Annotated in this window: 13 protein-coding genes; 10 read left to right on the top strand and 3 right to left on the bottom strand. The window is 34.5% G+C overall.

The genetic code is table 11. The annotated features are described in order from the left end of the window. Positions 1–69 precede the first annotated feature (69 nt). Complete coding sequence (locus DMB71_RS18245; protein ID WP_111368481.1) at positions 70–1,068, bottom strand: GntR family transcriptional regulator; 999 nt, start codon at positions 1,066–1,068, stop codon at positions 70–72. Positions 1,069–1,169: 101 nt separating this feature from the next. On the opposite strand from DMB71_RS18245, the gene DMB71_RS18240 reads away from it, so the two are divergent. From DMB71_RS18240 to DMB71_RS18220, 5 genes are all read left to right on the top strand, one after another. Next, positions 1,170–2,222 carry an aldose epimerase family protein gene (locus DMB71_RS18240; protein ID WP_111368480.1) on the top strand — a complete coding sequence of 351 codons (1,053 nt, stop codon included), beginning with the start codon at positions 1,170–1,172 and terminating at the stop codon, positions 2,220–2,222. A gap of 34 nt (positions 2,223–2,256) precedes the next feature. Beyond that, positions 2,257–3,417 (top strand): galactokinase, encoded by a 1,161-nt coding sequence (galK, locus tag DMB71_RS18235; protein ID WP_111368478.1) that lies wholly within the window; start codon positions 2,257–2,259, stop codon positions 3,415–3,417. A 15-nt stretch (positions 3,418–3,432) separates the two neighbouring features. Beyond that, entirely contained in the window at positions 3,433–4,491 is a 1,059-nt protein-coding gene (locus tag DMB71_RS18230) for a UDP-glucose--hexose-1-phosphate uridylyltransferase (protein WP_111368476.1), read from the top strand. 252 nt (positions 4,492–4,743) lie between these two features. Continuing rightward, positions 4,744–6,429 carry a sodium/sugar symporter gene (locus DMB71_RS18225; RefSeq protein ID WP_111368474.1) on the top strand — a complete coding sequence of 562 codons (1,686 nt, stop codon included), beginning with the start codon at positions 4,744–4,746 and terminating at the stop codon, positions 6,427–6,429. 342 nt (positions 6,430–6,771) lie between these two features. Continuing rightward, positions 6,772–7,551, top strand: coding sequence for an SDR family oxidoreductase (locus DMB71_RS18220; protein ID WP_111368473.1), 780 nt, complete (start codon positions 6,772–6,774; stop codon positions 7,549–7,551). 145 nt (positions 7,552–7,696) lie between these two features. On the opposite strand, the gene DMB71_RS18215 is transcribed toward DMB71_RS18220, so the two are convergent. Beyond that, complete coding sequence (locus DMB71_RS18215) at positions 7,697–8,560, bottom strand: AraC family transcriptional regulator (RefSeq protein ID WP_111368471.1); 864 nt, start codon at positions 8,558–8,560, stop codon at positions 7,697–7,699. A gap of 172 nt (positions 8,561–8,732) precedes the next feature. Between DMB71_RS18215 and DMB71_RS18210 the strand changes: the two genes are divergently transcribed. The 5 genes from DMB71_RS18210 to DMB71_RS18190 all read left to right on the top strand — a co-directional run bounded on the left by DMB71_RS18210 (position 8,733) and on the right by DMB71_RS18190 (position 13,399). Further along, on the top strand, positions 8,733–10,388 hold the full coding sequence (locus DMB71_RS18210; protein ID WP_111368469.1) for a UxaA family hydrolase: 1,656 nt from the start codon (positions 8,733–8,735) through the stop codon (positions 10,386–10,388). Positions 10,389–10,419: 31 nt separating this feature from the next. Beyond that, positions 10,420–11,184: an SDR family NAD(P)-dependent oxidoreductase gene (locus DMB71_RS18205; protein ID WP_111368467.1), complete on the top strand. Its 765-nt coding sequence runs from the start codon at positions 10,420–10,422 to the stop codon at positions 11,182–11,184. Positions 11,185–11,433: 249 nt separating this feature from the next. Further along, entirely contained in the window at positions 11,434–12,288 is an 855-nt protein-coding gene (locus DMB71_RS18200) for a fumarylacetoacetate hydrolase family protein (RefSeq protein ID WP_111368466.1), read from the top strand. 10 nt (positions 12,289–12,298) lie between these two features. After that, positions 12,299–12,634, top strand: coding sequence for an L-rhamnose mutarotase (locus tag DMB71_RS18195; RefSeq protein WP_111368464.1), 336 nt, complete (start codon positions 12,299–12,301; stop codon positions 12,632–12,634). A 159-nt stretch (positions 12,635–12,793) separates the two neighbouring features. Continuing rightward, positions 12,794–13,399, top strand: coding sequence for a hypothetical protein (locus tag DMB71_RS18190; protein WP_111368463.1), 606 nt, complete (start codon positions 12,794–12,796; stop codon positions 13,397–13,399). Positions 13,400–13,412: 13 nt separating this feature from the next. Here the strand turns inward: DMB71_RS18190 and DMB71_RS18185 are convergent, their stop codons facing one another. Then, entirely contained in the window at positions 13,413–14,663 is a 1,251-nt protein-coding gene (locus DMB71_RS18185; protein ID WP_111368461.1) for an NAD(P)/FAD-dependent oxidoreductase, read from the bottom strand. Positions 14,664–14,736 lie beyond the last annotated feature (73 nt).

Below are 14,736 nucleotides of genomic sequence, written 5' to 3'. Positions count from 1 at the left end.
TCTCTCGCAGATTTAAGAGATTTGGCTGATCAATTATCAAAAAAAGTCTGCTAAATCTGCGGGAGAAATTTATAGAGAATTCCTTACTATAAGAGCAGATTTGTTTTCGATCTGCTCTTTTATTCCCTGCAGAACCATATCGGCCAGAATTTTTCCCATTAATTCAAAATTGGTGGAAATCGTAGTGATTCCGTTTGCGGCAATTTTCTTCAATGGCGTTTCATTATACGATATAATGCCAAAATCCTCTCCTAATTTTAAGTTTCTACTCATTGCATTTTCTATCACCAAAAGCAAATCGCGATCGTGAGGAATAATATATAGATCTCCTAAGGCAATAGATTGATTGCTGAAATCTGAGATAATTTCATAATCAAAACTATAGGCTTGGCAAAACGATTCAAAACCCAATTTCATTCCTGGAGGTTCTCTAAAACCAGGAAAAATTAAAATCAGTTTTTTGTATTTTGACAATCGAGATTTGCCTTTCATTAAACCTTCGTAAATATCTTTTTGATGGTTTTGGTAGATCGCTGGAAACATTTTTAACTCAGGATTGGTCTGATCCAATATAATTACATCGCTTACTGGTAGGGTTTTTATCGAATCTGTAATGTCGCTTAAGTTCGTCGGCATAATAATATACCTTGTATAATTTCCATTACTGTCATTTATGAGTTTTTTGAAAACCTGAACATTAAAATGATGAAAGAAAATATCGACTTGAACATTTTTTCCGATGTTTTTTAAAAACGAATTATAAATATCTTCTTTGAAAATATTCAATTCGTCAAAAAGCAGGAAAATCTTCTGAGTTATAGTAATTTCAACGCTTTTAACATAATAGCCCTTACCAGGAATGGCGTAAATAATTCCTCTTTTCTTCAATTCGTCATACGCCAATAAAACCGTATCTCGCGATAAGGAAAAAGCCAGACAGACTTTATTTACAGATGGAAGCCTATCTCCTTTAATTAAATTTCCCTCTTCAATCGCTTTTTCGATTGAAAGAATTATCTGCTTATATTTTGGCAGACCAATAGTATTTTGAATTGAAATCACCCTTATGATAAAGTCATTTTGACTATTAATATTAAAAACTGGTAGGTACTGGTATGCAAATATAGAAAATGTTTCTACTTTTGGATTTCATTTTTGGTAAAAATTATATGGAAATAAAACACATATCGTATTTAAAAGAGATTCAAAATTGCAAATTGTTTGGTTTAATGCCCAATAAGGAAGAAATTTATTCATTTGATCTGGTTAACAAAAACGGAATGAAAGTTCAGATCATCAATTATGGTGCAACTGTAACTTCTATCCAAATTCCGGTAAACGGAAACTTAACAGATGTTGTATTAGGGTTTGACAATTTAGAATCGTATTTAGAATCATATAATTTACCAAGCGCTCCTTATTTTGGAACCACGGTTGGACGTTACGCTGGACGCATTCATAATGCTTCTTTCAGTCTTAATGGCACAAAATTTCAGCTTGATGGGAACAATAATGGAAATACGCTTCACGGTGGTGAAATGGGTTTTGGAAGAAAAGCTTGGAGCGTAACTGATGCTAAAAGTGGAGAAAATCCTTCTATAACTTTTGGGCTTTTGAGCGCGCATTTAGACGAAAATTTTCCTGGAGAAATGATCGTTTACCTGACATATACTTTAACAGAAGAAAACGAATTAAAATTAGAATATAAAGCTACGTCAACCGAAGATACTATTATCAACTTGACACATCACAGTTATTTTAACCTTGACGGACATGATGGTAATGTTTTAGAACAACAGATGTTCATCAAATCTGATAAAATGCTGGAAACAAATCAAGATAATATTCCAACAGGAAATTATACCAATTTGACGAATCATGATTTTGATTTTAGAACTGCAAAAAGTTGTCCGTTTCCAATAGACAATTCTTTTGTGGTAAATTCTAAAACCGAAATCGTAGCGCAATTAATCAGTTTAAAGAACAAACTGAGAATGAATGTTTACACCGATCAGCCAAGCGTACACATATATGTAGGCGGAAATTGTTTCGGAAAACTAAAAGGAAAAGAAAATGTCGATTACAACGCTCAAAGCGGAATTTGTTTTGAAACACAGAATTTTCCAGATGCACCAAATCAGGCTCATTTTCCTAATGCTGTTTTGAAAAAAGGGGAAGAATACACGCAGAAGACACTTTACAAATTTGAAACCATAAACTAACTATTTATACAATACCACAATTACAACAACTATAATGAATGATATTTTAATACAAAATACTGTTGCTTTTTTTGAGAAATCTTTCGGATCTTCTCCTCAAAAAACAGTACTTTCTCCAGGCAGAATCAACATCATTGGAGAACATATTGACTACAATGACGGTTATGTTTTACCTGCTGCAATTGACAAAGTGATTTGCTTTGCTTTTGCAAAAAACAACATTAATGCTTCCAAAATAATCGCTATCGATTTGAATGAAGAATTTGAAATTGACTTAACTCAGGAAGTAAAATTGAGTGATATCGTTTGGACAAATTATATTCGAGGCGTAATTAAACAATTACAAGACAACGGATTTTCTTTTGAAGGTTTCAATTGTGTGTTCAGCAGCAATATTCCTGTTGGTTCTGGATTATCTTCTTCTGCCGCTTTGGAGTGCGGAATGATTTTCGGAATCAAATCTCTTTTTGATTTAAAAATTGAGAAAAAAGACATTTCATTATTAGGACAAAAAGCAGAACACTGGGTCGGTATCAACTGTGGGATTATGGATCAGTTTTCTAGCGTTCATGGTCTTGAAAACAAAGTAATACAGCTGGACTGCAACACTTTAGATTTTGAATATCACAATGCCGACTTTAAAGATTATTCGCTGATTTTATTTGATTCTAATGTGAAACATTCGTTGTTTACATCAGAATACAATACAAGAAGAATTGAATGCGAAGAAGGTTTATCAATCATAAAAAATCATTTTCCAGAAGTAAAAACTTTTAGAAACGCTACAGAAGAACAGGTATTGAGCCTTAAAGATAAAATGACTGAAAAAGTTTTCAGCAGAGTTCATTTTGTAGTAAAAGAAATCAATCGTGTTATCAAAGCTTGTGAAGCTTTAGACCAAGGAAATATTGAGCTTTTAGGAGAACTGCTTTTTGAAACTCATTATGGTTTATCGCAAGAATATGAAGTAAGCTGCGAAGAACTGGACATGCTTGTTGATACGGCAAAAGAAGACGATGCCATTATTGGTTCGAGACTTATGGGAGGCGGTTTTGGTGGCTGTACCATTAATTTAGTTAAAAAAGGACATGAAAATGAGGTTAAGCGTAAGTTTTCGAAGCTTTATTTAGATACATTTGGAATTGAATTAAAATTCTATGATGTAAAAATCTCAAACGGAACAACGCTACTTTAAAACCACAACACTACAATGAAAAATTTTGACATTAACGAAGACCCGCACAGACGTTTCAATCCATTAATTAACGAATGGGTATTAGTTTCGCCTCATCGTGCAAAACGCCCTTGGCAAGGACAAAATGAAACTATTTCAACCGAAGAACTTCCTAAATATGACCCAACTTGCTATTTGTGTCCAGGAAACGTTCGTGCCAACGGAGCAAAAAATCCCGCATACGAAAGCAGTTTTGTTTTTGAAAATGATTTTGCTGCCATGAAACAGGACGAAATTATTTTTGAAGACGATATTAAACATACTTTTTTTAAGGCAAAACCAGAACAAGGAATTTCGAGAGTAGTTTGCTTTTCGCCAAGACACGATCTGACTCTTCCAGAGATGGAAATTGCTGATATTGAAAACATCATCAAAACTTGGCAGAAAGAATATACCGATCTAGGAAATATAAAATACATTAACCACGTTCAGATTTTTGAAAACAAAGGAAGTGTAATGGGCTGCAGCAACCCACACCCGCACGGACAAATCTGGGCACAGTCGTCTCTTCCTACTCAAGTTGAAAAAACACAAAACAGCTTAAAATCATACTTTGATAAAAATGACAGAACATTATTAGAAGATTATGTAAAAGCTGAATTGAAAGCCGGAGAAAGAATCGTAATTGAAAATGATCATTTTGTTGCGCTGGTTCCGTTTTGGGCAATTTGGCCATACGAAACGATGATTGTAAGCAAAAGAGCGGTAAACAAAATCACCAATTTTACTGCTGAAGAAAGCACTGCTTTCGCGAAAATCTTAAAACAGTTAACTACGAAGTACGACAATTTATTCAATACTTCATTCCCATATTCTTCAGGAATCCACCAATCGCCAACAGATGGTTTATTGCATCCAGAATGGCATTTCCACATGCATTTTTATCCGCCTTTGTTAAGATCGGCAACTGTAAAGAAATTTATGGTTGGATACGAAATGTTGGGCGAATCGCAACGAGATATTACTCCTGAAAAAAGTGCTGAAATTTTAAGACAACTTTCAGATGTACATTATAAAAGTCTGGTCAAAGCCTAGCAATTTATAGTCTCCAGAAAACCAAAAATAAAAATTTAACACATTTATCTTATTATAAATGTAAAAAACACATTTGCTAATGGTTGATTTCTAAATTTTTATTTTACATTTGGCTTCTGCTTTTATTTTCGCAAAAAAATAACAGAAATAAAACACATCTTGCATTTTTAACAAGATTTAACAACATAAAAACTGATTTTAAAACCACATAAACAAACAACCCTATAATAATTATTTAAAATACTACTAACAATGAACCAAAACCTCGCTTTCGCAGACTATGCGGTTTTTATTATTTACTTTATCGTAGTCTCTGTCTACGGTTACACCGTTTACCGCAAACGTAAACAGGACGAACATGATGCTAAAGCTTACTTTTTGGCTGAAGGAAATTTAACTTGGTGGGCAATTGGAGCTTCTCTTATTGCTTCTAATATCTCTGCAGAACAGTTCATCGGAATGAGTGGCGAAGGTTTCTTCTTAGGAATTGCTGTTGCTGCTTACGAATGGCTTGCTGCCGTTGCTCTTATTATTGTAGCGGTATGGTTTATTCCTGTATATCTTAAAAACAAGATTTACACGATGCCGCAATTCTTAAAAACACGTTACAATGAATCTACTGCGCTTATCATGGCAGTATTCTGGCTGTTTTTATATGTTTTTGTAAACCTTACTTCTATTTTATATTTGGGAGCAGTTGCTATTAATGGTCTTGCTGGTGGAGAATATCTGCATGTTATTATGTTAGGATTAGCCATTTTTGCTTTATTTATTTCTCTTGGAGGAATGAAAGTTGTGGCTTATACAGATGTTATTCAAGTTGCGGTTTTAATCATTGGAGGTTTGGTAACTTCTTATATCGCCTTGACAACTGTTGGACAATATTTTGGCGTAGGCGAAAATGCAATTGCTGGTTTCAAAGTTTTAATGAAAGAAGCTCCTGAGCATTTCAAAATGATCATCCCAAAACCAACCGCTGCATCTTCTCAATTAGAAATCGATAAATATTTAACTTTCCCAGGATTGTTGTCTTACGCTGCTGGTATCTGGATCATCAACTTAAACTACTGGGGATGTAACCAATACATTACGCAAAGAGCACTTGGTGCTGACTTGCAGACTGCGCGTACAGGTATTTTATTTGCTGGTATGTTAAAATTATTAATGCCTCTTATCGTAATGCTTCCTGGTATTGCTGCTTATGTTTTATATACAAACGGACACTTGCCTCAACTAGTTGGAGGAAAAGATGGAGCTTATTCTGCTGTATTGACATTCCTTCCAACGGGATTAAAAGGACTTTCTGTTGCTGCGTTAACTGCTGCAATCGTAGCGTCTTTAGCTGGAAAAGTAAACAGTATTTCTACAATCTATACATTAGACGTTCATAAAAAATATATCCAGAAAGAAGCTGGTGAAAAACAACAAGTAAACATCGGTCGTATTGCCGTTTTTGTTGCCATGCTTTTAGCTGTTTTATTTACATGGAATGACATCTTAGGAATCGGTGGTGTTGGAGGATTTACATACATCCAAAAATATACTGGATTCATTAGCCCTGGAGTTTTTGCTATGTTCTTCTTAGGTATGTTTTGGAAAAGAACTACGGGATCTGCAGCCATTGTTGGAGTAATTTTAGGATTCTTATTATCTGTTTTATTCAACGAGTACGCTCCTTCATTATTTGGAAACGACACACTTTTATACACAGCTTACCCTAACGGAAAAGGAGCTTTTGAAATTCCTTTCCACATCTGTATGGGATTATCATTTTTATTTACAATGATTGCCATGATTCTAATAAGTTTCGCTGGACCAAAAGTAAACCCAAAAGCATTCGAGACAGAACCTGGAATGTTTAAAGTACAGCCACAAACTACAGTTTTAATCGTAATTACATTACTGATTATTGTGGCGCTTTATGTTAAGTTCTGGTAATAAATTATCAGTTCAATTCTCTCTTTTTACAGCTGTTGTTTGTCATGAACAACAGCTGTAAATTTTTTAAAGTATATTCATTGAATAAAAAATATAGCCACAGATTAAAAGGATTAAAAAGATTAAAATTTCTGTGAGAGTAAAATGTTGCCACGACTCTAGCGATAGCGAATAGGCGAAGCAATTACACTAATTTATTTTTCATAATTATTTTAAAATTGGTGCAATTGGTGCAATTCGTGCAATTCGTGGCAAAAACACAATGAAGAGAAAAAAATCCTTTTAATTCTTTTAATCTGTGGCAAAAAACAAACAGAATTTAAATTATAATACATAAATACCATGCAATTATCATTAACGCAAAAAATCATTATCGTTACGGGCGGCGCAAAAGGAATCGGTTTAGGAATCGTTAAGGTTTTAGCCGAAGAAAACGCTATTCCGTTTATCGTTGGACGTAACGAAAATGATAACATCAAAGCCGTAGAAGAATTAAAAGCCATTAGAAAAGAAGCGCATCAAGTTGCTGCCGATTTGACAAAACCTGAAGACTGCAAAAAAGCCGTTGAAGCCGTGATCGCAAAATTCGGCCGCATTGACGGATTGGTAAACAATGCCGGCGTTAATGACGGTGTTGGATTAGAAAACGGAAATTATGAAGATTTCGCTGCTTCGCTTCACAAAAATTTAGTACATTATTATTTAATGGCGCAACACGCACTTCCGTATTTGAAAGAATCAAAAGGTGCAATTGTAAACATCGGTTCTAAAACTGCCGAAACAGGTCAAGGCGGAACCTCAGCGTATGCTGCTTCAAACGGTGGTAGAAATGCCTTAACCAGAGAATGGGCTGTTGAATTATTGAAATACAGCATTCGCGTAAACGCTGTAATCGTGGCTGAATGCTATACGCCACTGTACGAAACATGGATTAACACTTTCGAAAATAAAGAAGAAAAACTAGCCGCGATTACCAAAAATATTCCGTTAGAAAACAGAATGACAACTGCTGAAGAAATTGCAAATATGGTAGTTTTCCTCCTTTCAGAAAAATCAAGCCATACTACTGGACAGATTATTTATGTTGATGGAGGTTACACACATTTAGATCGATCTATTTAATTTTTTTTTTGCAATTTTTTTCGCCACGAATTCACGAATTTTTATAAATCATAATTCGTGAAATTAAAGCTAATTTCACACAAATATACTTCATCATTTTAATTCGTGAATTTGTGGCTATTTTTTTTTACGAATTGAGCAAAATTTATATAGCACTATTCTTAAAATCTGAAGGCGTCATTCCTTTACACTTTTTAAATAGTTTATTAAAGTTGGAAGCTGTTTTATACCCACAAGCATAGGCGATTTCAGACATGTTTTTATCAGTTTCCAAAAGCAATTTACAAGCATTCGAAATTCTGATTTCGTGCAGATAATCAACAAAATTTTTCTTTGTTTTTACTTTAAACATTCTGCAGAAAGAAGTCCGCGTCATATTCGCGACAGCGGCAATTTCTTCTAAGGAAATATTCTTTTTATAATTCTTATTTACATATTGAAAAACCTCCGAAAGACGATCTACTTTTGAATCTTTTTGCATCAAAGAATAAATTTCATCATTGATATAAATCTTGTCCTGACTTTCAGAAAGAATAGACAAAATCTCAAAAAGTCCAACAATAACTTCGAAGTCTTTTTTAGAAACCAATTTCTCCAGTTTTTTAGCAATTTGTTTATTGGTTTTTCCAATAATCGAAATTCCCTTTCCAGCCTGAAAAAAAAGCTCGTTGATTTTTTGAGTTTCTTTTAATTCGTAAAAAGTCGGTCCGAAAATATCTTTATGAAAATATGCGACAATTGAATTGGCTCTTAAATCTTCAATTCCCTGATAATATTTTTCATCATTCAGCCAAACATGCGGAATATCAGAACCTAAAAAAACCATATCTCCAGGCTCAAAAGGCATTACCGAATTTCCGATAATTCGTTTTCCAAAACTCTCTTTTACATACACCAACTCCAGTTCTGGATGTGAATGAAAAGGCGCTTGAAAAAAAGGTTCGATACGATTGAGCACCGAAACTTTTGTATTGAGATAAGACGCTATTTTGGTTTGTTCCAATTTCATACCACAAAGATAATTAAAGATTAGATACGGATAATATTGGACTATTAACCAATGTGTAAAAACCCTAATTTTATTTTTCGTTAACTGCGCGAATTCTATACAAAATCAGAAGATTAAAATGTTATAAAATGAAAAGCAGTGACATCAAAAAAAGAAAAAAAACAACAACACAATGTCTGAGAATAACACAAAAAAACTGGTTGTAAAACTGCATCCAGACGATAATGTATTGGTTGCCTTAACCGATCTTCAAAAAGGCGAAACCATTCATTTTGAAAACGAAACTTACGTTTTACAAGACCTCATCAAAGCCAAACATAAATTCTACATGCAAGATATGAAGCAGGGAGAAGAAGTAAATATGTACGGCGTTTTGGTTGGAAAAGTGCAAAATGATGTGGCAAAAGGAAGTTTAATGACGACCGAGAACTTAAAACACGCCGCAGATCCTTACGCTTACAGAAATGCTTCATACGAATGGAATGCACCTGATGTTTCAAAATTCGAAAATAGAACTTTTAAAGGTTACAAAAGAAAAGACGGACGCGTTGGAACGGCCAATTACTGGCTTTTTATCCCAACTGTTTTTTGTGAAAACAGAAATTTGGATGTTATTAAAGAAGCCTTACACAAACAATTGGGTTATGCTGTAACGGATAAATACAACCAATTTACGCACGAATTATTGGAAGGTTATTTGAACGGAAATGACATTAACGATATTCATATTGAATTGAATCCAACTCCAAAAAATAAACGAGTTTTTGAAAATGTAGACGGAATTAAATTCTTAAATCACCAAGGCGGCTGTGGCGGAACGCGTCAGGATGCTTCTACTTTGAGCGCCTTATTGGCTTCTTATGCAAACCACCCGAACGTTGGCGGAATCACACTTTTGAGTTTAGGATGCCAGCATTTGCAAGTTCAGGATTTTGTAAATGATGTAAAAAGACAAAATCCAGATTTTGATAAACCGTTGTTTATTTTTGAACAGCAGCAAACAGAAAGCGAAGAAGTTCTGATTACAAATGCCATCAAAAAAACTTTTGAAGGTTTGATCGAAATCAATCAATACGAAAGAACGGAAGCGCCTTTAAGCGATTTATGCATTGGTGTAAAATGTGGCGGAAGCGACGGTTTCAGCGGAGTTTCTGCAAACCCTGCGGTTGGATATACTTCTGATTTGGTTGTGGCTTTAGGCGGAAAAATTCTTTTGGCAGAATTCCCAGAATTATGTGGTGCCGAGCAGAATTTAATTGACAGATGTATCACAGAAGAAAACGCTAAAAAATTCATCGATTTAATGGAATCTTATGATGAACTTGCTCATAAAGTGGGTTCAGGTTTCCACATGAATCCTTCTCCAGGAAACATCAAAGACGGATTAATTACAGATGCGATTAAAAGCGCGGGAGCAGCCAAAAAAGGCGGAACTTCACCTGTTGTTGATGTTTTAGATTATACCGAATTGGTTACAAAACCAGGATTAAGTTTGGTTTGTACGCCAGGAAATGACGTAGAAGCAACGACTGGAAAAGCAGCTTCCGGAGCAACTTTAATTTTGTTTACAACGGGATTAGGAACACCGACAGGAAATCCGGTTTGTCCTGTAATTAAAGTCGCTACGAATTCTGTTTTGGCAACCAGAATGAAAGATATTATCGATATTGACTGCGGACCAATTATCAGTGGTGAAAAATCTATTGAAGAAATGGGCGAAGAAATTTTAGAATATTGCATCAAAGCGGCAAGCGGAGATATTATTCCGAAAGCAGTTCAATTAAACCAAGACGATTTTATTCCGTGGAAACGTGGGGTATCTTTATAATTTAATTAATAAATCATTAAACACATATAATATGTTTTCATTACAAAATAAAAAAGCAATTATCACAGGAGGCGGAAGCGGAATTGGGAGAGCGATTTCTGTTTTATTTGCTAAGCAAGGAGCTGAAGTTCACATTTTAGAATTGACGGAAGAAAGCGCAAAAGAAACTGTTGAAGAAATTAAATCAAATGGAGGAACTGTTTTTGCTCATGCATGCGACGTTTCAAACCACGAACAGGTAAAATCAGCTTTCGAGAAAATCGGAAATATCAATATATTGGTAAACAATGCGGGAATTGCTCACGTTGGAAAAGTAGACACTACTTCTGAATCTGATTTTGATAAAATCATGAATGTAAACGTAAAGGGAGTTTACAACTGTCTTCATGCTTCGATTCCTGCTTTAAGAAACTCTGGCGGAGGCGTCATTTTGAACTTGGCATCAATTGCTTGCTGGGTCGGAATTCCTGATCGTTTTGCTTATTCTACTGCAAAAGGAGCGGTTATGGCCATGACTTTATCGGTCGCAAAAGATTATTTGAATGATAAAATCAGATGTAATTCTATTTCTCCTGCAAGAGTTCACACGCCTTTCGTAGATGGATTTATTGCTAAAAATTATCCTGGAAAAGAAGTGGAAATCTTTGAAAAACTATCACAATCACAGCCAATCGGTCGTATGGGAAAACCGGAAGAAATCGCAACTTTAGCGTTATTCTTATGTAGTGACGAATCGTCTTTCATCACAGGTTCAGATTACCCAATTGATGGTGGATTCATTAAATTAAATAACTAAATTTTATTTTGCCACAGATTTAAAGGATTAAAAGGATTTAAAAAAAACTGCTCGATCTGCAAAATCTGCGTGCAAAAAAAATTAAGCCACAAATTTCACCAATTTACACAAATTCCAATTCGAGAAAATTAGTGCAATTCGTGGCAAAAAAAAATTAAACACAGTTTTAAAAAATCCTTTTAATCTTTTATCCCGATAACTATCGGGAGTGATAAAAAAAACAATACACATTACTAAAAAAATTAAAATATGAAACTTATTAGATTCGGAGAAGAAGGAAAGGAAAAACCAGGAGTTTTACTAAATGAAAAAAGATACGATGTTTCGTCTATTGTAACAGATTACAACGAAGCTTTTTTTGAAAATGACGGTTTAGCAAAATTAGAAGAAGCTTTAAAAAGCAATCCCTCTCTTCCAGAAGTAAGCGATTCAGTTCGTTTAGGTTCGCCAGTTGCGCGTCCGTCAAAAATTATCTGCATAGGATTAAATTATGTAGATCACTGTGAAGAAACTGGTGCTGCTATTCCGACAGAACCCATTATTTTCTTTAAGTCTACTACTTCTTTATGTGGACCAAATGACAATTTGATCATTCCAAAAAACAGCGAAAAAACAGACTGGGAAGTAGAATTGGCATTTGTTGTAGGTAAAAAAGCAAGTTATGTTTCTGAAGAAGATGCACCAAACTACATCGCTGGATATTGCCTTTTGAATGATTATAGCGAAAGAGCTTTCCAATTGGAGCGTGGCGGACAATGGGCTAAAGGAAAAGGAAACGACACTTTTGCTCCGCTTGGGCCAATTATGGCAACTCCAGAAGAAGTTGGTGATGTTAATAATCTAAAAATGTGGCTTACTGTAAACGGAAAAACGTTCCAAAACAGTAATACTTCAAACTTGATTTTTAAAATTCCATTTTTAGTACATTATTTAAGCCAGTTTATGACATTGCTTCCTGGCGATGTAATTAGTACAGGAACTCCTCCGGGAGTTGGATTAGGAATTAAACCAGATCCAATTTACATTAAAGCTGGTGATGTAATCGAATTAGGAATTGAAGGTTTAGGCACAAGCAAACAAACTGCTGTAGCTTACCAAGGATAAATTTTAGATTATGGCAGCGCAAAAATTCTGTTTGGCCTTAGACTTAAAAGATGATGCAGACTTAATTGCAGAATATAAAAAACTGCATGAAAACGTCTGGCCAGAAATTAAAAAAAGCATTCAAGATTCTGGAATTGAAGTTCTGGATATTTATTGCACTGGAAACCGATTATTCATGATCATCGAAGCAGATGCCGATTTTACTTTTGAAAAGAAAGACCAAGCCGACGCTTCAAACGAGAAAGTTAAGGAGTGGGAAACCTTAATGTGGAAATTCCAACAAGCTTTACCTTGGGCAAAACTAGGGCAAAAATGGATTGTAATGGATAAGATTTTTGGATTATAACTTCTAACTTTCTCAAAGGATAAAAAAAGGATTTCAACTTTGGAATCCTTTTTTGTTTTGAAGCAAAATGAAATTAAAACTTTAATGTAAAATAAATTATATATTCATCCTTTTGATTATTTTAGTCGCATAAAAATCAAACCTAATTAACCAAAAAAAATGAAAAAACTAATTATCGCGTGCTTCTTTATTTCAGGAGCAATGTTTGCTCAGGACATTAATATTGTTCAAGGAAATTTTGACTTTTTAAAAGATCAAAAAGAAATCAATACCGTATTTGATTATAGTAATTTTACTATGATGAAGGAGAAAAAGTCTGAAGCACAATACGTAAAAGAGCACAAAGCAGATTTAGATGAAAAGGCAAAAGGAAATGGAAATCTTTGGGAAAAAAGATGGATTGTGGCAAAAGACCAAATATGGACTCCAAAATTTTTGGAAATTGCAAATATTGTTTTGACTAAAGAAAAGAAAGACTTAAATTTTCAAGAAGGAATAAATTCACCTTATACTTTAATTGTACAGGCAGTTTGGATTTATCCGGGCTGGGATGCTGGAATTATGAAACAGCCAGCAAAAGTAACAACCAATTTAAAATTTGTTGAAACAGCTAACAAATCAAACGTCTTATTAGAAATTAACAGTGAAGAGGCTCCAGGAGACCAATGGGGAAGCAATTTTAACAATGAAACCCGAATTGGCGAAGGATTTGCAAAAACAGCAAAAACAATGTCTAAGCTTATAGCGAAAAAAGCATATAAATAAAAAAAAGCCCTGATTATTCAGGGCTTTGTTCTTTTTGCATATTTAATAAATAGGCCATATTAGCTATTACGTGATCATGTTTTTTGACAAACGAATTTTCTTCGTTCCAAACATAACCTGCTAAAACTGCACATATTTTTTCTTTTACTTCTGGATTTTCTGGCTGATGGAAGAATAATGTCTGCAGATTTCCTGTATACCATTCTTGCACGTAAGTGGTGAAAACAGCAATTCCGCGTTTCATGTATTGTGTAAATTCAACTTCCCAATCAACAGGAATTCCTTGTGATTCTTTCAAATATAATTTTGCTGCCAACATTCCAGATTCGGTTGCAAAAGCTACACCCGAAGAGAAAACTGGATCTAAGAATTCAGAACTGTTTCCTGTTAAGGCAAAACCATCGCCATACATTCTTTTTACAGCTCTTGAGTAGTTTTCTAATTTAACTGGTTCAAATAAAAATTCTGTTCCAGCAAATCTTTTAATATAATAATCTGATTTCTGAATGGCATTTCGCAACGCCTCAGCATTATCTTTATTTTCAGAAAGTGAATTGATAAAATCTGTTGGCCCGACAACACCCAAACTTGTGTTTCCGTTAGAGAACGGAATTACCCAAAGCCAAACTTCGGTTTCTAGAATATCAAACGAAATTTGGGTTCCCTCTACTCCTTCTTCTCTATTAATATCTTTAACATGCGTAAAAATAGAAGAATGCGGATCTAATTTTGAAGGCGTATCCAAATCTAAAAGTCTTGGCAATACTCGTCCGTATCCGCTCGAGTCGATGATAAATTTAGCGTGGATTTCTTTTAAATTTCCATCTTTATCTTTTACAATAGTTTTTGAATTTTTCCCTTCAAAAGAAACTTCCAGAACTTCTGTTTCAAATTCTAGGTCGATACCTTTTCTTATCACTTCTTGAGCCATTGTATTGTCAAAATCAGCTCTTGGAACCTGCCAAGTCCAGTCCCAGCCTTCTCCAAATTTTACACTGAAATCAAAATTGCAGATTTCTTCGCCTCTAATAAAACGAGCGCCTAATTTTTTTTCAAAGTTCATCGCGTCAAGGGCGTCAAACAATTCTGCCTCAGCAAAATGGTCCATCACGCGCGGAATAAGGCTTTCGCCAACAACAAGTCTCGGAAACTTCGTTTTTTCTACAACTTTAACCTTTACGTTGTTCTTAAAAAGATACGATGCCGAAACACATCCAGACGGTCCTGCACCAATCACTAAAACATCAACAAACTCCTTTGTCATATTAGAATTATTATCATTAATTAACCTACATTTGCCATCATCAAAATAACTACATTTATTTTGATAAATAAAA

Origin of the sequence: Flavobacterium tistrianum (assembly GCF_003254545.1) — a bacterium.
In the GTDB taxonomy this organism is placed as follows: Bacteria; Bacteroidota; Bacteroidia; order Flavobacteriales; family Flavobacteriaceae; genus Flavobacterium; species Flavobacterium tistrianum.
The sequence above is the reverse complement of the archived record's forward strand: the minus strand, read 5'-3'. Positions and strand labels throughout refer to the sequence as shown.